This window comes from Streptomyces sp. NPDC054863 (assembly GCF_053610825.1).
On record NZ_JBSGZD010000009.1, the window covers coordinates 30,784 to 53,264 of the forward strand.

The 22,481-nt window shown below is 71.3% G+C and carries 18 protein-coding genes; 13 read left to right on the forward strand and 5 right to left on the reverse strand.

The window, feature by feature from the left end; all coding sequences use genetic code 11:
• Window positions 1-62 precede the first annotated feature (62 nt).
• From ACWGIG_RS03735 to ACWGIG_RS03750, 4 genes are all read left to right on the forward strand, one after another.
• Window positions 63-2,384, forward strand: coding sequence for a FlgD immunoglobulin-like domain containing protein (locus ACWGIG_RS03735; RefSeq protein WP_453319865.1), 2,322 nt, complete (start codon window positions 63-65; stop codon window positions 2,382-2,384).
• 643 nt (window positions 2,385-3,027) lie between these two features.
• Window positions 3,028-3,792 carry an RNA polymerase sigma factor gene (locus ACWGIG_RS03740; RefSeq protein WP_453319866.1) on the forward strand — a complete coding sequence of 255 codons (765 nt, stop codon included), beginning with the start codon at window positions 3,028-3,030 and terminating at the stop codon, window positions 3,790-3,792.
• 356 nt (window positions 3,793-4,148) lie between these two features.
• Window positions 4,149-5,141 carry a hypothetical protein gene (locus tag ACWGIG_RS03745; protein ID WP_453319867.1) on the forward strand — a complete coding sequence of 331 codons (993 nt, stop codon included), beginning with the start codon at window positions 4,149-4,151 and terminating at the stop codon, window positions 5,139-5,141.
• Window positions 5,142-5,620: 479 nt separating this feature from the next.
• Entirely contained in the window at window positions 5,621-6,661 is a 1,041-nt protein-coding gene (locus tag ACWGIG_RS03750) for a nitroreductase/quinone reductase family protein (RefSeq protein WP_453319868.1), read from the forward strand.
• Here the strand turns inward: ACWGIG_RS03750 and ACWGIG_RS03755 are convergent.
• Window positions 6,549-8,123: an FAD-dependent monooxygenase gene (locus tag ACWGIG_RS03755; RefSeq protein WP_453319869.1), complete on the reverse strand. Its 1,575-nt coding sequence runs from the start codon at window positions 8,121-8,123 to the stop codon at window positions 6,549-6,551. The genes ACWGIG_RS03750 and ACWGIG_RS03755 overlap by 113 nt on opposite strands.
• Window positions 8,124-8,152: 29 nt before the next feature.
• On the opposite strand from ACWGIG_RS03755, the gene ACWGIG_RS03760 reads away from it, so the two are divergent.
• Together ACWGIG_RS03760 and ACWGIG_RS03765 are read left to right on the forward strand one after the other, a co-directional pair.
• Window positions 8,153-8,827, forward strand: coding sequence for a TetR/AcrR family transcriptional regulator C-terminal domain-containing protein (locus tag ACWGIG_RS03760; protein WP_453319895.1), 675 nt, complete (start codon window positions 8,153-8,155; stop codon window positions 8,825-8,827).
• 66 nt (window positions 8,828-8,893) lie between these two features.
• Complete coding sequence (locus tag ACWGIG_RS03765; protein WP_453319870.1) at window positions 8,894-9,505, forward strand: Uma2 family endonuclease; 612 nt, start codon at window positions 8,894-8,896, stop codon at window positions 9,503-9,505.
• Between the two features lie 413 nt (window positions 9,506-9,918).
• On the opposite strand, the gene ACWGIG_RS03770 is transcribed toward ACWGIG_RS03765, so the two are convergent.
• A complete protein-coding gene (locus ACWGIG_RS03770; RefSeq protein WP_453319871.1) occupies window positions 9,919-10,512 on the reverse strand; it encodes a hypothetical protein in 594 nt (197 codons plus the stop codon).
• A 231-nt stretch (window positions 10,513-10,743) separates the two neighbouring features.
• Window positions 10,744-10,893 (reverse strand): hypothetical protein, encoded by a 150-nt coding sequence (locus ACWGIG_RS03775; RefSeq protein WP_453319872.1) that lies wholly within the window; start codon window positions 10,891-10,893, stop codon window positions 10,744-10,746.
• Between the two features lie 351 nt (window positions 10,894-11,244).
• On the opposite strand from ACWGIG_RS03775, the gene ACWGIG_RS03780 reads away from it, so the two are divergent.
• On the forward strand, window positions 11,245-12,330 hold the full coding sequence (locus ACWGIG_RS03780; protein ID WP_453319873.1) for a hypothetical protein: 1,086 nt from the start codon (window positions 11,245-11,247) through the stop codon (window positions 12,328-12,330).
• A gap of 18 nt (window positions 12,331-12,348) precedes the next feature.
• Here ACWGIG_RS03780 and ACWGIG_RS03785 read toward each other — a convergent pair whose 3' ends face one another.
• Entirely contained in the window at window positions 12,349-13,707 is a 1,359-nt protein-coding gene (locus ACWGIG_RS03785) for an alpha-2,8-polysialyltransferase family protein (protein ID WP_453319874.1), read from the reverse strand.
• Complete coding sequence (locus ACWGIG_RS03790) at window positions 13,707-14,708, reverse strand: glycosyltransferase family 2 protein (RefSeq protein WP_453319875.1); 1,002 nt, start codon at window positions 14,706-14,708, stop codon at window positions 13,707-13,709. Before ACWGIG_RS03790 ends, ACWGIG_RS03785 begins: the two co-directional genes overlap by 1 nt.
• 164 nt (window positions 14,709-14,872) lie before the next feature.
• Here ACWGIG_RS03790 and ACWGIG_RS03795 point away from each other — a divergent pair, with 164 nt between their 5' ends.
• The 6 genes from ACWGIG_RS03795 (at window position 14,873) to ACWGIG_RS03820 (ending at window position 22,344) form a co-directional block, all read left to right on the forward strand.
• Window positions 14,873-16,219, forward strand: coding sequence for a DUF6716 putative glycosyltransferase (locus ACWGIG_RS03795; RefSeq protein WP_453319876.1), 1,347 nt, complete (start codon window positions 14,873-14,875; stop codon window positions 16,217-16,219).
• A complete protein-coding gene (locus ACWGIG_RS03800) occupies window positions 16,219-17,541 on the forward strand; it encodes a cytidylyltransferase domain-containing protein (RefSeq protein ID WP_453319877.1) in 1,323 nt (440 codons plus the stop codon). The genes ACWGIG_RS03795 and ACWGIG_RS03800 overlap by 1 nt, the downstream gene beginning before the upstream one ends.
• A gap of 11 nt (window positions 17,542-17,552) precedes the next feature.
• Complete coding sequence (locus ACWGIG_RS03805) at window positions 17,553-18,470, forward strand: N-acetylneuraminate synthase family protein (protein ID WP_453319878.1); 918 nt, start codon at window positions 17,553-17,555, stop codon at window positions 18,468-18,470.
• A gap of 5 nt (window positions 18,471-18,475) precedes the next feature.
• Complete coding sequence (locus tag ACWGIG_RS03810; RefSeq protein WP_453319879.1) at window positions 18,476-19,663, forward strand: hypothetical protein; 1,188 nt, start codon at window positions 18,476-18,478, stop codon at window positions 19,661-19,663.
• A gap of 155 nt (window positions 19,664-19,818) precedes the next feature.
• Window positions 19,819-21,042 (forward strand): amidohydrolase, encoded by a 1,224-nt coding sequence (locus ACWGIG_RS03815; RefSeq protein ID WP_453319896.1) that lies wholly within the window; start codon window positions 19,819-19,821, stop codon window positions 21,040-21,042.
• Window positions 21,043-21,300: 258 nt separating this feature from the next.
• Window positions 21,301-22,344, forward strand: coding sequence for a BMP family lipoprotein (locus ACWGIG_RS03820; RefSeq protein ID WP_453319880.1), 1,044 nt, complete (start codon window positions 21,301-21,303; stop codon window positions 22,342-22,344).
• Window positions 22,345-22,481 lie beyond the last annotated feature (137 nt).

Genomic DNA, 22,481 nt, shown 5'->3' on the forward strand with positions numbered 1-22,481 from the left:
TGCCGAGTGACGTTTCGGGCCTGCGCTGCGCTTAGTTGTACATGGAGAAGAAATTCGAACACATGCCCGCTGTGACGCGTCGCCTCGCACTCGTCCTCGCCGTTGCCGCCCTGCCCGTCATCGCCGGCCCCCCGGTCGCCCACGCCGAGGACACCGGGGCCGCGGGGATCGTGCTGACCGCACCCGACCGGTACGTGCCGGTGCAGGACACGCTGGTCGCCGCCGGAGACACCGGCTATCTGCACAGACGGGAGACGAGAGACGGCTCCACCGCTCCGTACCAGTGGCGCGGCTACGACGGCACCGAGCGGACGGTCGACGGCTTCACCAGCCCGCTGCCGGGCCAGCAGGGTTACTACGCGGCCGGTACGGACCTCCTGCCCGTGCCCCTCGGCGCGACCGGAGTCGTGCAGCTGCGCGACCCGTCCACGGGGGAGTCGACGCCGCTCACGGTTCCTGAAGGGCAGTACACCGTCGGCTCGTTCGGACGGACCGTGCTGACGGTCTCGTTCGACGCGGCCTGGCAGGTGGACAAGGTGCACATCCTCCGCGTCCAGGACGGCGTGACCACGGACACGCCCGTCGACCGGCCGGCGGGGGCGCTGTTCCACCGGTACCCGATCGCGGCCGGGGACGGGCGGGTGGCCGTACTGAGGACCAACGATGCCCACGAGCTCGGAGTCCTCGACCTGAGCACCGGCTCCCTCACCGTCGTCCCCACCAGCGCCGCCGTGTACGAACCCACGAGCATGCAGGTCGCCGTCTCGCCCACGCACATCGCCTGGTACCAGCCGGGCATGAGCCAGGCCCGGGCGGTCCGCCGCGACGACCCCGCCGGGGCGCAGACCGCCGTCCCCGTGCCCGCGTCCGCCGACGGCTCCCCCGTCATCGGGCTCGCGGGCGACTGGCTGCTCACCGCTCACCGGCCGAAGGCGCCCACCGGGCAGAACCCGCCGCTGCGCCGCGGCGGCCCCCTCAAGGCCACCCCGCTCGGGGGCGGTCAGGCAGTCACCCTGCTGGCCGCCGCCCAGAGCGACCTGGCCCAGATACCGGGCGGCGGGGCGACCGTGGTCGGCGGCGCGGGCGCGGGCGACTGGGCGGTGCGCCGGGTCGAGGCCGGGGCGGACGGCGCCCTGACGCTCCGTACCCTCTCCGAGGTGCCCGCCAGACCTGCCTCGGTGCGCGGGATCGCGCTCGCCGGGGGGCAGTTGATCACCAAGGAGGACGACAGCGCACCGCTTCCCGCCTACCAGACGCGGAAGGTGACGCTCGGCGCGGCGCCGTCGGCGGGGGAGCGGTCCGAGGTCACCACCGCCCCCCTCGACCCCGACTACGGTCAGCCGATGGGCGCGGGGGACGGGTCCGTCGTGCACGTCTGGCACGACGACGCCATCCAGCGGGACGTCCTCGTGCGCGCCACCGCGTCCGGTGCGCGTACGGAGTTCGTGATGTTCGACCGCAACACGGCGCTCTCCGGCCGCCTTCTGCGCGACGCCTCCGGGCGGTACGCGGTGTTCGGCGGCGGTGACGAACGGCGCGTCGTCGACTTCGAGGCGCCCGGCGGCGCGGCGGTGGTGCAAAGCCTGGAAACCCCGGCCGCCGCGCTGTCCGGCTCCACGCTGTGGACCACGGACCGCACTTGGGGGCAGGTCGAGGCACGGGACCTGGTGTCCGGCAGGGTCACTCCGTACAAGGTCGGCGCCTCCTGCGTGATCCAGGACATCCAGACCGTCGGGCGCTGGGTGTACTGGGACTGCCTGGGACAGAACGTCATCGGCGGCGACCCGTCCACTCCGTTCGGCGTGTACGACCTGAAGACCGGCGCGAACATCAGCCTGCCCAAGCGCGGGAAGCTCGGTGACGGCTTCGTCGTCAACCACGACACGGCCGCGGGCGAGCTGCGGCTCACCGACTTCCACACCGGCACCGCGGCAGCGCCGCGCGTGCTCACCGGCCTTTCCACCGTGCCCGGTTGGAAGAACTACGACGTGGACAAGTTCGGCGGCGGCGTCGGCTGGGTGGACGCGGCCGGGGCCGCGCACGTCGTGCCGAGCGGCGTGCCCGCGCAGGCGCCGACCGTGACCGGCGCCCAGGTCGACACCGGATACGCCGTGACGTCCGGCGCGGCGTGGGCCCCGGCGTGGCAACTGTCCAAGCCGGTCACCGGCGCCAAGGTCGTCATCAGGCGCGGGTCCGAGGCCGTGCGCACCCTCGACGCCACCGCGCTGGGCGCAGCCCTGACGGCCCGTTGGGACGGAAGGCTCGCGGACGGTACGAGCGCTGCCGCGGGCGCCTACACCTGGGAGCTCACGGGGGCACCCGAGGACGGCACAGGCGCCGCCCTCGCCGTGACCGGCACCCTGAGCGTCACCGACGGCGCCTGACGGGAACGGCCGGCGAGCGGGCCCCCGCCTGGCGTGGCTTTCGCCGGGTGGGGGCCACCGCCGCCGTTGCCGACCCGTCCGTACCGGTGGCCCCGGCCGGCCCCGTCGTCGCAGGCGGGTGCGTGGATCACCTACGTAACGCCGTGGCGGACCGCCTCGAAGGGACAGCCGTGATCCGGGAACGGCGCAGCGCGGCGCATCGGCCCGGGGCGGGACCGGGCCGATGCGCCTGGACGCGTCGGTCACGGTGGGCCGCGGGCCGGTCGTGCATGAGCCCCGCACCACGAGAAGTCGTGCAAGCCCCGCACCACAAGAAGTCGTGCAAGCCCCGCACCACGAGAAACAGCCTGGTCAGAGCGGTGCGGGCCGGAAGGACGGCCGGGGCCGCCACCCCCCACAGGAGTGACCCCGACCGCCAGTCCGCACGGGCTGTGCGACGAGCCCGCACTCCACTCAGCGCCGCGGGTGCGTTTTCTGTCACACCTCGGTCTGTCAGTGGGTCGTTGCACGTTGTACAAGCCATGGACTAATCGCCCTTTGACGTCGTAGCGTGCACATTCGCGCTGGGGTGGGGCGTGCTGCGCGCCCCCACGGGAAGACCAGCACATCGAAGACCAGCATCGACTGGGGACAGGTTGAGAGAGTGCTGGCGGACGACGCGGAGCTGACCGCCGCGGTGCTCGCGGCGCAGGACGGGAACGAGCAGGCGTTCCGGACTGTGTACCGCGCCGTGCATCCGCGGCTCTTGGGCTACATACGCACACTGGTCGGCGAGCCCGAGGCGGAGGACGTCGCGTCCGAGGCGTGGCTCCAGATAGCGCGCGACCTCCACCGGTTCAGCGGCGACGCCGACCGGTTCCGGGGCTGGGCGGCGCGGATCGGCCGCAACCGGGCGCTCGACCACATCCGGATGCGGGGCCGGCGCCCCGCCGTGAGCGGCGACGACACCGAACTCACCGACAAACCGGCTGAATCGGACACCGTGGGCGAGGCGATGGAGTCGCTCGCGACGCACCGGACGATGGCACTCATCGCCGAGCTGCCGCAGGACCAGGCGGAGGCGGTGGTGCTGCGCGTGGTGGTCGGTCTTGACGCGAAGAGCGCGGCGAAGACGCTGGGCAAGAGGCCGGGCGCGGTACGGACGGCCGCCCACCGGGGGCTGAAGAGGCTCGCGGAACTGCTGGAGAGCAGGGGGGCCGGTGAGCATGCGGAGCACCCGGAGCAGGCGGAATTCGAGGAGTACGCGCAGTACGCGGGGCATGCCGAGTGGGCTGCGGGGGGCGAACTCGACGCCGTGCCCCTGCAACGGGACCGGCGGACGGCCGCCGCGGCAGGACTGAGAGGCGGAAGGCCGCGCGCATCGCACGGTGTGACGCAATCGCGCGCGCGGACGCAGAAGGAAACGTGATGGCCGACGAGCGCTACGAGTGGCTTGACGAGGAAACGGCGGACCGGCTGCTGCGCGGAGAGGCGGGCGGCGGGACCACCGGTGGCTCTGCGGTGGCTGGTGTTGCTGGGGCCGCTGGGGCTGGGTCTGCGGCGGGTTCCGGGGCGGCGGAGGGCTCCGGAGCTGCGTCGGGAGACAGGTCCGATTCCGGATCCGGCTCCGGAGCCGATTCGGATTCCGGGTCCGAGGCCGCGCGGCTCGCTGCCGTACTCGATGGGCTGCGCACGAGCGTGAGAACGGCAGGGACGGGGGCGGGTACAGGTGCGGGTGCGGGTGTAGGCGCGGGGACCGGTGAACTCCCGGGTGAGGCAGCCGCGTTGGCAGCCTTCCGGCAGTCCAGGACCGCCGCCTCGGCGCGTCGGCGCAACCGTTGGGGCCGTCCGTTGCGCCTCGGCCTGGTGAGCGTGCTCGCGGCGGGGACGCTCGGCGGTGTGGCCGTCGCCGCGGGTACGGGGGTGCTGCCCTCGCCCTTCCCGTTCGCCCACTCCGAACCCGAGCCCGCCTCGTCGGTGTCGGCGGCGGAGGACCCCGACCCCTCGGACGTCGAGGAGATCGGTCCCGACGTGGAAGCGGACGCGGATCCGGAACGCAGCGGAAGACCCGACGACCCGGCGGACAGCAGCACGTCCGGCGCCGCCGACCACGACCCGTCCCCGGGTGCTGACGTGAACGGCGAGGTCCCCGGAAAGGACAAGGGCGCGAACAAGGACCGGGGCGGCGACCCGAACGGTTCGGGCGCGGGCGGCGGCGCCGCGGGCACCGGATCGGACCGCGGCACGGACGGTAGGCCCGACACCTCCGACCCGTCGGACTCCGGCCAGGACGCGCGCGACAACTCCGGTACGCAGGGCAAACCGTCCGGCGAATGGCAGCGCCGTACCGCAAAGGCATGCCGGGACTACCGGGCCGACCGCCTGCCCCCGGACGTCAAGAAGTACCTCGAAATCCAGGCCAAGGGCTCCGACGGCATCCCCCGCCTCTGCGACCGCCTGCTCGGCGGCGGCTCCGCGCCCGTGCACCCGGGACACGGCGGCGGCGCACCGGGCGGCAACGGAGCCCCCAGCGGCGGGAGCGGCCCCGGAAGCGGAAGCGGAACCGGAAACGGACCCGGAAACGGACCCGGCGGCAAGGACGAGAACGACGGCAACGGCGGCGGCGGCCGAGGCGGGAACGGCGGTCGGCCGGGGGAGGCCGGCGGCCCCCGGCAGAGCGCCGCCAGGAGCCTCGTCCGCAGTACCGCCCAGAGCCTCGCCCACAGCCGGGAAGCCGCCCGCGACGGCCGGCTGCTCACCACGGCGAGCAGGGTGTGACGTTTTTCGGGGCAGTGGCGCTGTAGAGAGTGAGCCGACTGGTCATCGGCAGCGCACGAGCCGGGGTTCCCCCCGTACCTACGGCTCTGCGCACCTGGCGCGGGCGGGATTCGTTCCCCCGGTCCCGCCCGCGCCTCTTTTCATACGCGGTTGGCTCGTGCACCTTGCCCCCGTACGCCGCTACTCGCGAGCCCTGTCCCGTACGCCGTTGACAGCCGCCGCCCGTGCGGTTTCTAATGGCCGACGTGCAGCGCGGTGCCGGCCACAGAGCAGTGGGCAGGCCGGTGACCGAGCCAGCACCTGTTCCGCAAGGGGCCAACGCGATGAGTCCAGACTCAGCACCCCGCACCTGACGCCGTTCCGCGTCCCCGCTCCACCCTCTCTCCCCTCACTTCTCCTCCGCGCCGCACGAGTGCGTCCTCAGGGCCGCTCGCTTGCCACGGAGTCACCCACACCTGTTCAGGAGATGTCGACACCGCATGTCGTCCGCAGCAGCATCCGCATCCGCAGCCACGCCCGCAGCAGCATCCGCATCCACGCCCGCAGCAGAGCCCTTCGACTTCAACCAGTGGGTCATCGACGAGTTCCGTGCCCACGAGGGAAAGGTGGGCGGCCCCTTCGAGGGCGGTGACCTGCTCCTTCTCACCACCAGGGGCGCGAGGTCCGGCAGGCAGTTCACCGTTCCGCTCGGGTACGCCCGCACCGAGGACGGCTCGCTCATCGTCACCGGCTCGAACATGGGCGCCCCGGAGCACCCCGCCTGGTACCACAACGTCCTCGCCCACCCCGCCGTCGACGTAGAGGTCGGCACGTCGTCCTTCGGCGCGGTCGCCGTCCCGGCGGAGGGCGAACGCCGGGACCGCCTCTTCGAGCGGATCGTCCGTACCTCCCCCGGCTACGCCGACTACCAGGCGCAGACCACCCGCACGCTCCCGGTGATCGTCCTCGAACGCACCGAGTACGGACCCGAGGCCGGACCCGGGTCCGGCCCCGCGGACGGTTCCGGGGCCGGGGTCGGTTCCGGGAACGGCGCCCCGCGCCCGATCCTCACCGTCGGCGACAAACTGCTCGAAATCCACACCTGGCTGCGCGGCCAGCTCGCCCGGGTCCGTACGGACGCCGAGGCCCACTTCGCGGCGGCGGTCTCGTACCCGGGCGCCCCTACGCTCCCCGGCCTGGGCCTCCAGATCCGCCAGCACTGCCTGGCCTTCTGCGAGACCCTCGACTTCCACCACAAGAGCGAGGACGCGGCGGTCTTCCCGCAGATCGAACTGCACCACCCGCACCTCGCGGACGCGCTCGCCCAACTCCGCTCCGAACACGTGAAGGTGGCCGAACTCAAAACCCAACTCGCCGCCCTCCTGGGCGAGTTCCAGACCGCAGACCCCGGGGTCTTCCTCGCCGAACTCACCCGGATGTCGGACGAGTTGACCGCCCATATGGACTACGAGGAGTCGGTGATCCTCCCGATCCTGTCCGACATCCCGCTCCCGTCGGGCCCGCCGCCGGCCGGCGCGTAGCCCCGGCGTGTGCGGTGAACCGGCCGAGCATGAGGTCCAGTTCACCGCACACGCCGTCCCCTGCCCAGGCCACACAGCCGTCCGGCCGTACGAGGAAGAGCCCGTCGCCGTACGAGGCCAAGGCGGGGACGTGCAGCGTCCGCAGCCAGCCGCTCTCGTACGAGCCGTACGGTCCGAGGGCCGCGCTCCCCACGGCCAGCAGCGTGAAGTGCGGCCCTCGGAAGGCGTCGAAGAGCCGCCCGCCACCCCCACTCAGCACCGCGTCCGGCGCCCGGTCGCCCGCCTCCAGCACCCCGGCGGAGCCGACGGCGAGCGGCCCGCCCCGATACCCGATCCCCATCTGCTGGGTGGCCGCGCCCCGCCGCTCCTGCCCGTGGTGCACCCGGGTGCTCAGCCCGAGCATTTCGGCGGCGACGGGCCGGCGCTCCGCCTCGTACGTGTCGAGGAGCGCGGGAGCTGCCCCGTACCGCAGCACCTGACCGAGCTTCCAGCCCAGGTTGTACGCGTCCTGGACGGAGGTGTTGAGTCCCTGGCCGCCCGCCGGGGAGTGGAGGTGCGCGGCGTCCCCGGCGAGGAAAATCCGCCCTTCCCTGAACCGCTCGGCGAGGGCGGCACGCGGCCGGAAGTCCGACGCCCACAACACGTCGGTGACGTCTTCGGCCCTCAAGTGGCTTCGCCTGGCGATGAGTTGACGCACGCCGTCGACGGACGTGTCGGGTACCGCGCCCTCGTCCGCGTACTGCGCCATGAGCTGGAAGTCGACCGTCCCCGGCAGCGGGCAGAGCGCCAGCAGGCCTTCGGGTGGCTCCGCGAAGAAGTGCCAGTTGTCGCGGTCGAGGGCCTCGGGCCGGATGCGTACGTCGGCGACGAGCATGGGCGCCGGGTCGACGGTCTCGCCGGCCATCCGGATGCCGAGCGCGGCGCGGACCGTACTGCGTCCGCCGTCGGCGGCGACGACGTACGAGGCGCGCAGCGCGCTCCCGTCGCCGAACCGAACGGTCACCCCCTCTTCGTCCTGCGCCAACTCCCGCACGTCACCACCGAATTGAACCGATCCGCCGAGCTCTCCCAGCCTCCCGTGCAGAATCTCCTGCGTCCGCCACTGGGGCAGCATCCACGGCCGCCCGCAGTAGGGCTCGGCCTCCGTCGGTGTCGTCGACTCGAACATGTCGTACGCACCGGCCCGCACGCCGCCCTCTTTCCAGCCCATCCCCACGGGCGCGGGCCCACCGGCCGCGAGTACGTCCGCAACCACCCCGAGGTCGTCGAAGACCTCCATGGTCCGGGGCTGAATGCCCTTGCCGCGCGAGCCGGGGAAGAGCCGGTCGGCCCGTTCGGCGACGAGGGTGCGCACGCCGCGCCGGGCGAGATCGCAGGCGAGGGCGAGCCCGGTGGGCCCGGCGCCGACGACCAGCACTTCGACGTCTCCGACCCCTACTGCCTTAACGCTGTTAAGTTCCATGCTCGCCAGCCTGTGCTTAACGCTGTTAAATTGTCAAGGTGGCTACGATGAAACTGGACCGGAAACTGGTCGCCGAGACCGCCCTGCGCCTGCTCAACGAGGTGGGCCTGGAAGGTCTGGCCCTCCGCCTGATCGCCAAGGAACTGGACGTCAAGGCGCCCGCCCTCTACTGGCACTTCAAGAACAAGCAGGCCCTGCTGGACGAGATGGCCACCGAGATGCTGCGCCGCATGGCAGCCGACTTCATGGGTCACACGGACGGCCTGACCTGGGACGAAGCACTGTCGGGCGCGATGCGCGGCCTGCGCACCCACCTCCTGCGCCACCGCGACGGCGCCAAGGTCTACAGCGGCACACACTTCACGGACATGTCCTACGCGGCCCCGATGGAGGCCCACCTCCGCGCCCTCGTCGACGGCGGCTTCACACCGGAGGGGGCGGCCCGCGCCTGGTTCACGGCGTACGGCTACACGATCGGCTACGTCATCGAGGAACAGTCGATGCGCCCGGCCCCGGGCGCGGATTCCAGCAAGGCCTACGACCTCACCGCCCGCGCGGAACGCCTCGCCGACCACCCCCTGGCCGCCGCCGCGGGCCCGGTCGTCTTCGCCTCGGTGGACGAGGGCTTCGAACTGGGGCTGACGGCGGTGGTGACGGGGATCGGTGCGGTGTTGCGCCCCCGCAAGGCCCACTCGGACGAGTGATCGCGAGCCGAATGTCAGCCGCGCTGGTTACGCTCGTGGGCAGTGGGCTCCCGGAAGGAGAATGCCGTGGCCGTAATACAGCATGAGACGCATGTGGCTGATGAACCGCATGGGGCGACGGTCGGCGAGGTTGCCGATCAGATCTCTCGCGTGCTGACTGGGCACCGCGTGGAGATCATCCAGGGGAGGATCACTGTGACACCGCCACCGGACGGGGAGCACGCACTGACGCTGACCTGGGTGATCGAGGAGTACGGCAGGAAGGTTCGGGAGCAAGGGCTGAGGTCGGTGCAGGGGGTCGGCCTGTGGCTGCCGTCGGGTCCCCAGGACTACGCGGTTCCAGACCTCTCCATCGTGGACGCGGATTTCCGCGATGCCCATGTGGAGAAGAACTGCTTCGCTCCACACGTCTTCCGGCTGGTGTTGGAAGTGACTTCCTCGAATTGGGCCGACGGCCTCGGCCCCAAGGTCGAGTGTTACGCGCAGGCCGGCATTCCGGTCTACCTCGTTGTCGATCGCCGCCATGATGAGGTCCTGTTGCATACGGACCCTCGGGAGGGCGTGTATCAGACCCGCACCTCCTACAAGCGCGGGTTGTCCGTCCAGGTACTCAAGTCGCTCGGTATCGACATGGAGTTGTCGGTCGATCAACTCCTGGACGGGGACCCCGACGCCTGACCTGACCACCCACCCGGTTCAGCGAGCAAGGTCGGTGCAAGGGTTGCTGCCCGGAGTCAGTAGGCCCAGCTCGTAGGCGACGATGACGGCCTGTGCTCGATCTCGCAGTCCCGGAGCGGGTGGTCGTCCGAGCCGCCCTTCGACGCCACGATCAGGTAGTCGTCGCCGCGCCGTAGATGAGAACGGTCCGGCGCAGGGTGCCGCTGCGGCGGCCCTTGAACTCCCGTGGTACGTCGACGAGATGCTTCGTCCGTGCGACGTACGGTCGCGCTGAGGTATTCCTTCCGGGCGGCACGGGCGGCACGGGCGGCACGGGCGGCACGGGCGGCACGGGCGGCACGGGCGGCACGGGTGACACGGGTGACACGGGCGATCTGGCCGGTAGGGCGTTCGAGCGACGTTTGCGGAAGGGCTCAGGGCTGGGGTCGGCGGCCGGGTCGGTCGGCCAGTACGTCCACGCGCGGCAGGTCCCGGTGGCGGTGGTGGGCCGTGGTGAGGGCAGCCAGGTGGGGGCGGTCCAGGGCCGCGTAGGCGAGGGTGAGCAGGTCGTGGGCGTGCGCCTCCAGGGCGGGGTCGCCCGCCGAGGCCCAGTGGAGGTCGCGGCCGAGTGCGAGGGCTTGCGCAGGGTCGCCGGAGGCACAGCGGGTACGGGCTTCCGCGGCCCAGGCCGTTACCGTCGCGGGGTCGTCGAACTGGGCGTACACGTACTCCGCGAAGCGGGACTCGTCCGCCCCGTTGTGCGGCGGCCGGTCGAGGATCGTGGCGCCCGCGACCAGGGCGCCCGCGCCGTCGAGGGTGGTGAGGCGGTCCGGGTCGCGAGGATGGCGAATGAAGCCGGGATCGTACGCGCGGGAGTGGGCGAGGCCCTGTTCGGGGCGGTCGGACGTCCCGAACTGGCAGAGGTGAGTGCGTAGTTCGGCGAGCGCGGCGATGCGCCTCGTGACGTCCGGGTCCGTGGTGTCGTCGTCGTGCAGGTCACGCCAGACCCGCTCCAGGATGTCGCGCACCGCTGTCAGCGGCGTGCCGGCGGGGGCGTACTCGATGCCTCCGCCGTCGTTGTTGCAGTACGAGGCGACTCCGTCGCACGTACGCCCGTCGTCGAACCACAGGCCGTGGTGCAGGCCGTCCGAGCCGCCGTGCAGGAAGTCCTGGAACCGGGAGAGGGACTCCGGGAGTTCGCCCCCCCCAGGTGCGGAGCACTGCTGCCCGGGCGGTCGCTCCGGCTTGTCGGCGTGCGCTCATGGGGCGAGGTTGTCGACCTCGTGGACCGCCGCTCCGACCGGCCGCTCGGGCTGCGGCACGGACTCCAGGGCTTGCAGCATCGGGATCTGCAGGGCCAGCGCGATGACGGCGACGATCAGGTGTCGTCGGGGGACGTACGTGGACATGGTGGAGCTCCCCTCGCCGAGGGCGATGCGATGGCGATAGCGATAGTGCAGGTGGTGCAGGTGGTGATGCGTTTGGTGCTGCTGGGGGGCATCTTCCAGTACGTCGAAGTTAGGGCGGTGAGGGGGGTCCGGGCGTCACCCCACGGGCCCAACTCCCTTGTCGTACTTGAGTAGCAGGGCGACTACGGAGTTCCGGCCGCACCGGACGGGACGGGGGCGGGGTGACTCGCCGGTACGGCGTTACCTTGGGCGCGACGGCCCGGCCGCGGGCGGTAGAGGGAGGCGATTCCCGTGCCCCGATTCCCCTCGCGAGGGTCCTCCGATCCGGACCGCGATCCGGACCGAGAGCCGATGCGCGATCCGGGCCCTGAGCCGATCCGCGACCCGGACCGCGAGCCCCGGGGCGGCAGTCCCGGCCCCAGGCCCCGACCCGGGCTCTTCCTTGCCCGTCTCGCCCGCCGACGCAGTGTCCAGATCACCGTCGGCTCCGCGGCTCTCCTCGTCGCGCTCCTGCTGCTCCTCGCGCGTGACGCCCTGCCCTTCGACTGGCCTGCTCCCGGGGCGTCCCGCACCGTGTCCGGGCGGCTCGGGGACGCGGCGCTCGCGTTCGTCGAGTTCGTGCTGCTCAGCCTCGTCGTGTACGCGCTGACCAGGAAGCGCGAGATCCCCGACATCGCCGCCCGCGCCCCCGGACGGGACCTGGCCCGCCGCGAGACCCTGCTCCTCCTCGCGTACGGGGCTCTCGGCCTCGCCCTCGGGTACGGACTCGCCGAGCTGCTCGGCTGGAACGCCTTCGGGTTCCACCTCGCCGGGTCGATCTACGGCACCCACGCGCACGTCGCCGTGGCAGAGGCGATCGGCTGGGCCGCGTACAACCTCCTCGTGTACGCGGTCCTGCCGCTGCTGTACTTCGGCCGCAGGTACACCGCCGAGAAGCTCAACCTCCGGTCCAGCAACCGCCGTTCGGACGTGATCGTCATCCTCGTCGTGCTGGTGCTGGAGACCGCCGTGCAGATCGCCGCGCTCAAGCCGGAGATCTTCGACCTGAGCGGGCGTCAGCTGCTGCTCGGCGTGCCGCTCACCTTCGTGCTGTACCTGGCGGGCGCCGTTCTCCCCGCCATGGTCTTCGTCTACGCGATCCTCGTGCCGCGCTTCCTCAGGCTCACCGGGTCCGCCGCGACCACCGTCATCCTCGGCGGACTGACGTACACCGCCCTGCACCTGTGGGACGCCTGGACGCTCTTCGACTCGCCCGGCGACGCCCTCCTCTCGCTGGCGTTCCTGCTGGTCACGTACTTCGTCCCGGGGATGTTCAAGACCGTGCTGACGCTACGGACCGGCAACGCGTGGGTGCACGTGTGGGCGTACCACGCGCTCGCCCCGCACACCCTCGCCGATACGCCGAGCATCGTGCACATCTTCGGCATCAAGCCCTGAGGGCCGGGCGGTGCGGGGTCAGGCCGTGAGCCTGCGCACGCGCCGTGCCATCCTCCGCACCGTCGCATTGCGCGGTACGAACGCCAGGCGCTGCGGCAGCCCGCCAGGAAGTGCGAGTGACGTCAGGCGACGGCGCTTGAAGTAGCGGCGGGTGCGGGGCGACAGGTGGGACAGCAAGTAGCCCTCGGCGCGCGTGCGTTGGGCGCGCAGGACCTGGGGCTGCATCGCGAAGCCCACGGCCGCGAGGAGCGCGCTCAGCTCGCCGACGGGGGGCGGGGCCGGCGACGCCGCCGCCTCCAGGTCCGGGAGGAGCGCGTCGACGAGCGTCACCGGGATGCGGTTGCTGTTCTCGTACGGGGTGAGGCGTTCGAGGAGCAGGTCGGTGCCCACGCGCGCGACCGGGATCCCGTAGAAGGTGTGCGCGGTGAGGAGCGCCGTCGAGAAGCAGCCGACGACCAGAGCGGGACGCAACCGCCTGAAGAGGACCTCCGCGAGCAACGGGGCGTCGAACACGGTGAGGTGGGCACCCAGTCGCTCCGCCTCCCGCTCCAGCAGCCGCGACCAGCGGCCCGGCGCGTTCGGGTGCGGCTTGAAGACCACCCGGCGGTGACCGCGCGCGACCGCGCCCCGCAGCATCCGTACGTGCAGCTCCTCTTCCTCCTCCGGCGTGAGGATGGAGAGCGCGGAGAGGTACTGGCCGAGGAGGAGGGCGGGGGCGTCGGCGTCCGATGCCGAGGCCAAGTCGGCCTCGTCGGAGGAGAGTTCGCGCAGGACGTCCAGGAACGCTTCCTTCGGTACGATCCCCGGGCGCACGCCGAACTCGCTCAGCAGCAGGGGCCGCAGGCCGGGCACCAGGTCCAGGTGGAGCAGCCGTCGCACCCGCCCGCCGACCAGCGGGTCCAGCTTGTTGCGGGTCGGGCCGTAGCTCATCAGGCCGTCCGCGTACACGTCGATCGGCGCGTCGGGGAAGCACTGGGCGACCGCCTGCGCCGGAGCGACCTGGATCGACTCCAGGATCAGGGAGAGGGGGGAGTCGCCGAGGTTCCATTCGCGCCGCAACTGACGTTCCCACAGCGGGACGTCGTCGCTGCGCGGTGTCCAGCCGCCCGGGTGCAGCGGGGCGATCGCCGCGTTCCAGTCGATCACGTCGTCGAAGCGGGCCCGGAGCGACTCGAAACCCGGGGCCTCCGTCAGCGGCGGGGTCGTCTCGGGGGTCGCCGCGTTGTTGCTGATCAGCAGGATGCGGCGGGTGGCGGGCGGGAAGAGGTCGCTGTCCAGGGCGGCGGCGAGGGTGGCCGTTCCATACAGGGTGGAGGCCAGGAAGAGCTGCGTCGTGGGCGTGGCGGGGGCTGGGGGTGTCGTGGGCGTCGGTGACATCAGTGCGCAGCTCCCGTCGGGATCGGCTCCGGGCCCAGCCCCAGGCCCGGCCCGCGCCGCAGTCTCCGCAGCCGGGTCGCCCGGTCCGTGTCCATCGAGTTCAGGGCTTCGGTCAGGACCCGCTGCGGCATTCTCCGCAGCGCCGCCGCACTCATCGTCCGCAATTTCCTCGCCACCGCTGGTTCAAACCTTTCCGTACTTCCCAGATGGTGGGAAATGATCGCGCAGTACGTGCGTACCGCCTTCGGAAGAAGGGAACGCGCGTCCGGGTCCTTTGCCGTTTCCGCCAGAACCTGATCGAAAGCGCGGATGAAATCCAGTTGGCGAACGTCCCCGATCTGGGTGAGCGAGGAGGAAATTCCCCGGCGGTAGAAGACTCCGAGAAGTCCCACCACCCCGAAGGATTCCGCCTCCCGGTGCAGCCGCCAGATCCACGGCCGGTCCTCCGCGGTGCGCAGCCCGTCCGTGAAATGCAGCAGGCCCCGGTCGAGGAGCCTGCGGTGGTAGATGCCGGCCCAGGCGTACGCGTAGTCCACCGACGTCGACCGGTCGGCGGGGAGGATCGCGTCGCGCGGCGACACGGACTCGCCGCGCCTGCCGTGCGGGACGCGCTGCACCGTACGCGTGCGGCCCGTGCACTGGACATGGTCCGTGCGGACGAAGTCGCAGCCCAACTCCTCGATGGAGGCGAGGAGTTGATCCAGATAGCCCGGGGCCAGCCAGTCGTCGCCGTCCAGGAAGGTCAGGTACTCGCCGCGCGCCGCGTCCAGGCCCGTGTTGCGGGCCGTCGCGAGACCGCCGTTGTGTTCGTGTCTGAGGAGGACCGCGCCCGGAAGGTCGCGTTCCGCGCGACTGAGGATCTCCGGGGTCTCGTCCGTCGAACAGTCGTCGACGAGAAGGAATTCGAAGTCCTCGCGCGTGTTCGCACGCAGACTTCTCAGGGCATCTGGGGCGTATGTCTGCACGTTGTAGAACGGCACGACGACGGAGAGCTTGACCACCCGGGGGACATTAGGGCGTGCGGACGGATGACGAGTGAACTGGTCATGTCGCACGGGTGAATCACGATATTTTCCGGGCTCCGTGTCCGAGCGTCGATTGCTGTTAACCGGTTGTTGCTGCCGAGTTGGGCCGGGAAGCGGAACCGTTCTCTAGCTTTCTCGTCGTGCCAGCAAGAACTAGCAGCGGAACCAGCAGCGGGACCAGCGGTGAAACAGGCGGCAGTGCGAGCCACGGTAATTCACTGCGAGTTGCCGTACTCGCGGATTCGGACACTCGTTGGAAATGGGGTGCGCTCACTGCTCGTCGGATAGTCGGAGCGAGCGGCCCCGGCGCTGCCACCGTCACCGGATTCCTGCTGCGTGGACGTGCCACGCCGACGGTGCGTCAGCTCGGCGAAGTGGGCGGTGAGTTGCCCGCACCGCGTGAGGTGACCGGGGCCGAATTCATCGACGCCATGGGCAAGGCCTCGTACGACGTGATCGTCCTCGCCCTGGTGGGAGGCTCCGTACAGGCCCTGCTGCACGGCCTCGCCCGCCTCTGGCCGGGCCCGGCCCGCCGGCCGGTCCTCGTCACCGGCTACGTCGGCGTCGTATACGAAAAGCTCGCCGACGGACTGCTGCTGCGGCACGGAGCAGACCTCGTACTCGCCAACTCGCCCTACGACGAGGCCCGGTTCAAGGACGTGTACGAGGGAGTGGGTGCGGACGCGTCGGCGGTGACCGGTGCGCAGCTGCCCTTCCTCGGCGGTACGCCCTACGGCGGTGTCGCCGACACGGTCGTCTTCGCCGCACAGCCCTCCGTACCGGAGAAGCGGGCCGACCGCGCGTATCTGCTGCGCAGGCTCGTCGAGCACGCACGGCTGCACCCGGGGCGGGAGGTGGTGCTGAAGCTGCGCAGCAAGCCGGGGGAGCACACCACGCATGTGGAGGAGCTCCCCTACCAGCGGCTGGTGCAGGACCTCTCCCTCGCCCCGCCCCCCAACTTCCGCCTCGCGTACGGGCACATGGGGGAGGTGCTCGACCGGGCCGGACTGCTGGTCACGGTCAGCTCCACGGCGGCGCTGGAGTCGCTGCACCGGCGCATTCCGACGGCGGTACTGACCGACCTGGGCGTGCGCGAGCCACTGGGCAACCACCACTTCCTCGGCTCCGGCTGCCTGACCTCCTGGGATCGCCTCGACGCGGGACACCGGCCGACGGCGGATGCGCAGTGGCTGGTCAGGCACGGGGTCGTGACGCAGAACGATCCGTACGAAGCGGTACGGGAGAAGATCGCGGGCCTTCTCGCCCGCCCCGAACTCCCCACCCCCGCGCCCTTCTACACCGCCGAAACCGCCCCCGGCTACCTCCCCGGCATCCTCGCCCGCCACCGCCTCGACGAGGCACCGCCCGCGCAGGTCACGGGCGTGCGGCGGGTCGTGCGCGACGCGGTGCGGGACGCGGCGCGGGGGGCGTACCGGCACGGGGTGCAGCGGGTGGCGCCCGTAATCCGACGCATGGGAGAGCTGTGATGCATGCCCCTCAGAGAGTCCTGGCGGTCATCCCCGCACGGGGTGGGTCCAAGGGCGTTCCCGGAAAGAACCTCGCCGAGGTGGGCGGAGTGCCGCTGCTGGTACGGGCGGTACGGGCGTGCCTGGCGGCGCGGCACGTGAGCGAGGTGGTCGTCTCGACGGACGACGACACGATCGCGGCGGTCGCGCTGGGGGCCGGGGCGGAGGTGGTGGTGCGGCCGGGGGAGCTGGCAGGTGACAGCGCCACCAGTGAGGCGGCTGTGCTGCATGCGCTGGACGCGCAGGAGCACGACCCGGCCGTGGTGCTGTTGGTGCAGTGCACGAGTCCCTTCCTTACGGGGGAGGACGTGGACGGGGTCGCCGGGGCGGTCCTCGGTGGGGCTGACACGGCTGTCACGGTGGCTCCCTTCCACGGGTTCGTGTGGCGGGAGGGGGAGTCGTCCGCGGAGGTCGTGGCGAGCGCGGGCGGGAGCGAGGACGGGACTCCGCGTGGGGGCCGCCCCCTTGCCCACCCGTCCCGCCCCCGGGGGGCGGCCCCGCTGCCCAAGGCGGCCGGGGCGGGCGGAATCAACCACGACAAGGCCATCCGCCCCCGTCGGCAGGACCGGCCGCAGGACTTCCTGGAGACCGGGGCGGCGTACGCCATGGACGTCCCCGGCTTCCGCACCCACCGGCACCGGTTCTTCGGCCACACCGCCCTGGTGCGTACCGACCCCGCGCGGGTGCTCGAAGTCGACGATCCGCACGATCTCGACCGGGCCCGCGCCCTCGCGCCCCTTCTCGACCCGCCCTCACGGCCCACCCTGCGGGACGTCGACGCCGTCGTCATGGACTTCGACGGGACGCAGACCGACGACCGCGTGCTGGTCGACGCCGACGGGCGCGAGACCGTCGCCGTGCACCGGGGGGACGGGCTCGGGATCGCCGCGCTCCGGGATGCCGGGGTCCCGGTCCTCACCCTCTCCACCGAGCGGAACCCCGTCGTCGCCGCCCGCGCCCGCAAGCTCCGCATCCCGGTGCTCCACGGGATCGACCGCAAGGACGCCGCCCTCAAGGCGTGGTGCGAGGAGCAGGCGCTGGACCCCTCCCGCGTCCTCTACGTCGGCAACGACGTCAACGACCTTCCCTGTTTCGCCCTCGCGGGCTGGCCCGTCGCCGTGGCAGACGCCCACGACAGCGTCCGCGCCGCCGCCCGCACCGTGACCACCACACCCGGCGGCAGCGGAGCCATCCGCGAGATCGCCGCCTGGCTCCTCGGCCCGAGCCTCAACACCCCAACCCGTCACACCCAGAGCACGCCCAGTACCTCCCACACCCTTTAAGGACACGCAAGATGAGCAACGCCTCCCGCATCCGCACCCTCGGCACCAAGACCGCAGGCCCCGGCCACCCCGTCTACATCACCGGTGAGATCGGCATCAACCACAACGGCGACCTCGACAAGGCCCTCGCCCTCGTCGACGCCGCCGCCGAAGCCGGCTGCGACGCCGTGAAGTTCCAGAAGCGGACCCCCGAGATCTGCACGCCGCGCGACCAGTGGGACATCGAGCGCGACACCCCCTGGGGCCGCATGACGTACATCGACTACCGCCACCGCGTCGAGTTCGGCGAGGACGAGTACCGGGCGATCGACGCGCACTGCCGCAAGCGGGGCATCGACTGGTTCGCCTCCCCGTGGGACACCGAGGCCGTCGCCTTCCTGGAGAAGTTCGACGTCCCCGCCCACAAGGTGGCCTCCGCCTCCCTCACCGACGACGAGCTGCTCCGCGAGCTCCGCGCCACCGGACGTACGGTCATCCTCTCCACCGGCATGTCCACCCCGGCCCAGATCCGGCACGCCGTCGAGGTGCTCGGCAGCGCGAACATCCTTCTCTGCCACGCCACTTCGACCTACCCGGCCGTCGCCGAAGAGCTGAACCTGCGGGTCATCAACACCCTCCAGGGCGAGTACCCCAACGTCCCCATCGGCTACAGCGGCCACGAGACCGGCCTCCAGACCACCCTCGCCGCCGTCGCCCTCGGCGCCGCCTTCGTCGAGCGGCACATCACCCTCGACCGCGCCATGTGGGGCTCCGACCAGGCCGCGTCCGTCGAGCCCGGCGGTCTCACCCGCCTCGTCCGTGACATCCGCACCATCGAGGCCTCGCTCGGCGACGGCGTCAAGAAGGTCTACGAGTCCGAGCTCGCCCCGATGCGCAAGCTGCGCCGGGTCCCGGGCGTGGTCGCCGAGCAGCAGCCCGTAGGAGTCTGATCGCCATGGCCCCAGCCAGCAGCCCGTCCGGCAGCGCAGCCGGCCCCCCGGAGGGCGCGTCGGCAGGTGTCCCGGCAGGCACCTCGACAGGTCTGTCGGCCGCCACCCCGGTCAGCGCCTCGGCCGCCACCCCGGCCCGTGCTCCGGCAGGCGGCGGCACCCTCGCCTTCGTCGAGAGCCCCGTCCAGCTCCTCAACGTCCTGGAATGGGCCCACGTCACCGTCTGCGACATGGCCGAGGTGACCGTCGTCGTCCTCTCGCCGCGCGACCCCATGTCACGCGGCCAGCTCCGCCGGATGGCCGAGCTGGCCCGCGACGAGGGCTGCGCGGTCCGCTGGGAGGACGCCCGCGAGGGGGCCGGGGCGCCGCTGCGCACCGTCGCGGGGCTCGCCCCCGCCCTGCGACGGGCCGAGCGGGTCGTCATCGGCGACCCCTTCTCCCGGTACGTACAGCTGCTGCTCACGCTCGTACGGGCTCCGGCCCTGGTGGTCGTGGACGACGGGACGGCGACGATGGAGTTCGCCGGGCAGCTCGCCCGCGGGGAGCGCCTGGTGCGCTGGCACCGGCGCGGCAGCCGCCCCGGGGCACGCGAACTCCTCCTCGCTCCCGTCACCTCCTCCGCACGCCGCAGGCTCGCCCCCGGCCCCCGCCGCAGCGTGGAACTCTTCACCGCCATGCCGGTCACCGAGGCCCTGCCCGGCATCACCGTCACCTCCAACGACCTCGCCTGGACCCGTGCCAGGTTCGGCCCGCCCCGGATCACCCGCAGCGCCGACCTCGTCGGCACGTCCCTGGTGGAGACGGGCGTGGTGGACCCCGAGCACTACCTCCGCGCCGTCCGCTCCCTCACCCTCAGCCACGGCGCCACCCGCTACTTCGCCCACCGCCGCGAGAGCGCCGACAAACTGCACCGGCTCGCCCTGGAGACCGGCCTGGAGATCGTCAGGCCCGATCTGCCTCTCGAAGTCATCGCCCGGCGGGGCCCGATCGGGCGTACGATCCTGAGCTTCCCCTCGACGGTCGTACACACGCTCCCGCGGGCACTCGTGGGGACGGACGTAAAAGTAGCGGTATGTGACATCGATCCCGGTTGGCTCGCGGCCGATGCCTCGCCGCGCGCCCGCGGATTCCTCGCCGGAGTCACCGGAACCGCCCGTGACGTGCGAAAACTCCGGGTACTGCCCGCGACATGACCAGGGCGTAGCCGAGGCGTAGCCATCTGTCATACCCGTCTCACATCCTGGGCACACCTCACTCCGCCAATTTTCTTACGCCTATCGGGCTGAACTTTTGTTGATGGGTAGGCAGTTGGGGGCCGACTGCGCCTACCGTTGACGGGGTGAACCAGTTGATCTCCCTCGTGTCCGAAGCCGGTCCCGACGCCGGAGACGATCTGCCCGGCACGCTGCCCGATGGGCTGCGTGCCGAACTGATCGCATTCCGTCGGGACTTGCACATGCACCCCGAGCTCGGCAACCAGGAGTTCCGCACCACCGCCGCCATCAAGGCCCGCCTGGAGCAGGCGGGCCTCGCACCGCGCGTGCTCGCCTCCGGCACCGGGCTCGTCTGTGACGTCGGCGAGTGGGACGGCGTGACGCCCATGCTCGCCATGCGGGCGGACATCGACGCGCTGCCCATTCCGGACGCCAAGGTCGGGGTGTCGTACCGCTCGACCGTCCCGGACCGGGCGCACGCCTGCGGGCACGACGTGCACACCACCGTCGTCCTCGGGGCGGGACTGGTCCTCGCCGAGCTGCACCGCAAGGGCCAACTTCCGCACCCGGTGCGCCTGTTGTTCCAGCCCGCCGAGGAGGTGCTGCCCGGCGGCGCCGCCGACGCGATCAAGTGCGGCGTGCTGGAGGGGGTCGCCAAGATGATCGCCGTGCACTGCGACCCCAGGGTCGACGCGGGGCGGATCGGCCTCCGTACGGGGCCCATCACGTCGGCCTGCGACCGGCTGGAAATCGCCCTTGACGGACCCGGCGGACATACCGCCCGCCCGCACCTGACCACGGACCTCGTGACCGCTGTGGCGAAGGTGGCGACAGAGGTCCCCGCCGTCATCTCGCGCCGCGTCGACGCCCGCTCCGGACTGTCCGTCACCTGGGGCCGCATCGAGTCGGGCCACGCCTGCAACGTCATCCCGATGCACGCCGAGCTGGCAGGCACGGTCCGCTGCCTGGACCTGGACACCTGGCGCGACGCGCCCGACCTCATCCACGCGGCCGTCGCCGACATCGCCGACCTGCACGGCGCCAAATCGCAGATCAACTACATCCGGGGCGTCCCGCCGGTGGTCAACGACGGCACGGTCGTCGAACTGCTGGTCAACGCGATGGCGGCCCGCCGCGGCCCGTACTCCATCGAGGACACCGAGCAGAGCCTCGGCGGCGAGGACTTCTCCTGGTACCTCGAACACGTCCCCGGTGCGATGGCCCGCCTGGGCGTCCGTACCCCCGGCGACACGACCAAGCGCGATCTGCACCGGGGCGACTTCGACGCCGACGAGAGCGCCATCACGGTCGGGGTCGAGCTCTTCACCGCGGCTGCGCTCCTGGACGTGCGGAGCTAGCCCGGCAGGATGCGGGGGAGGGCGTCCGCGGTGGCCGAAAGGTCCCGGGGGCGCCCTTTTGTAGTTTCCTACGGGAGTGCTCGCTATGTCCGTTGTGAGTATGTACATTGCTTATGTCAGACACACCCTGGCGATTCGAACGCGCGACGATCCGGTAACGACTGATGAACGGGTCTTTACGTGACATCTACGCGCGTTACGATCGCCGCGAAACCAGCGCCGTTCAGAGGCGCTTCGGTCAGGTTGAAGGAGCGTCCCGTGCGCCGGGTATCCAAGATCGCTGCTGCGAGCGTCGCCACTGCGGCCCTCGCGTTCTCCGCCACCGCGTGTGGCGAGTCCTCCACCGGGAGCTCCAGCTCCGGTGAGGGCGGCAAGCTCAAGATCGGCATGGCCTACGACGTCGGCGGCCGTGGCGACAACTCGTTCAACGACTCCGCCGCGCGCGGTCTCGACAAGGCCAAGAAGGACCTGGGCGCCGAGACCAAGGAGCTCACGGCCAAGTCGAGCGAGACCCCCGCCGACCGCGAGGCCCGCCTCGCCTCGCTCGCGGAGAGCGGCTTCAACCCGGTCGTCGCCGTCGGCTTCGCGTACAAGGACGCGGTCGACAAGGTCGCCAAGAAGCACCCCAAGGTGAACTTCGGCCTGGTCGACTCGATCTCGGCGGAGAAGAACGTCAACAACATCGTCTTCACCGAGGAGCAGGGCTCCTACCTCGCCGGTGTCGCCGCGGCCCTCAAGTCCAAGAGCGCCCAGGTGGGCTTCATCGGCGCCGTGGACACCCCGCTGATCAAGAAGTTCGCAGCCGGCTTCGAGCAGGGCGTCACCGAGACGAACCCGAAGGCCAAGGTGCAGATCCAGTACCTCGGCACCGGTTCGGACATCACCGGCTTCGGCAGCCCCGACAAGGGCAAGGCCGCCGCCAAGGGCATGCTCGACAAGGGCATCGACGTCGTCTACACCGCCGCGGGCGGCTCCGGCGCCGGCGCCATCGAGGCCGTCGCGGGCAAGAAGGGCACCTGGGCGATCGGCGTCGACTCCGACCAGGCCCTGGACCCGTCGCTGTCGAAGTACAAGGCGTCGATCCTCACCTCCGTCGTGAAGAACGTCGATGTGGGCGTCTTCGAGCTGGCCAAGTCCATCAAGGACGGCAAGCCGAAGACCGGCACCTCCACCTTCTCCCTGGCCGAGAACGGCGTCACCCTGACCACCACGGGTGACCACATCAAGGACATCCAGGCGAAGATCGACGAGGCGAAGAAGAAGATCGTCGACGGCACCATCACCGTCAAGAAGACGATCTGACCCACCTCTTGATCGAGGAGGGGGCCCGAAGGGAAGCTCACGCTGCTCTTCGGGCCCCCTTCACTGTCCGCAGCGGCCGTACGGCGGCTCCGCGACAAACGGAACCAGCCCTGCCCCGCTTCACTTTTGGGCAAGGC

Coding starts and splice junctions, on each gene's coding strand:
- ACWGIG_RS03735 (WP_453319865.1), top strand. CDS start 63: ATGCCCGCTGTGACGCGTCGCCTCGCACTCGTCCTCGCCGTTGCCGCC.
- ACWGIG_RS03750 (WP_453319868.1), top strand. CDS start 5,621: ATGTCGTCCGCAGCAGCATCCGCATCCGCAGCCACGCCCGCAGCAGCA.
- ACWGIG_RS03755 (WP_453319869.1), bottom strand. CDS start 8,123: ATGGAACTTAACAGCGTTAAGGCAGTAGGGGTCGGAGACGTCGAAGTG.
- ACWGIG_RS03775 (WP_453319872.1), bottom strand. CDS start 10,893: ATGTCCACGTACGTCCCCCGACGACACCTGATCGTCGCCGTCATCGCG.
- ACWGIG_RS03780 (WP_453319873.1), top strand. CDS start 11,245: ATGCGCGATCCGGGCCCTGAGCCGATCCGCGACCCGGACCGCGAGCCC.
- ACWGIG_RS03785 (WP_453319874.1), bottom strand. CDS start 13,707: ATGTCACCGACGCCCACGACACCCCCAGCCCCCGCCACGCCCACGACG.
- ACWGIG_RS03800 (WP_453319877.1), top strand. CDS start 16,219: ATGCATGCCCCTCAGAGAGTCCTGGCGGTCATCCCCGCACGGGGTGGG.
- ACWGIG_RS03805 (WP_453319878.1), top strand. CDS start 17,553: ATGAGCAACGCCTCCCGCATCCGCACCCTCGGCACCAAGACCGCAGGC.
- ACWGIG_RS03810 (WP_453319879.1), top strand. CDS start 18,476: ATGGCCCCAGCCAGCAGCCCGTCCGGCAGCGCAGCCGGCCCCCCGGAG.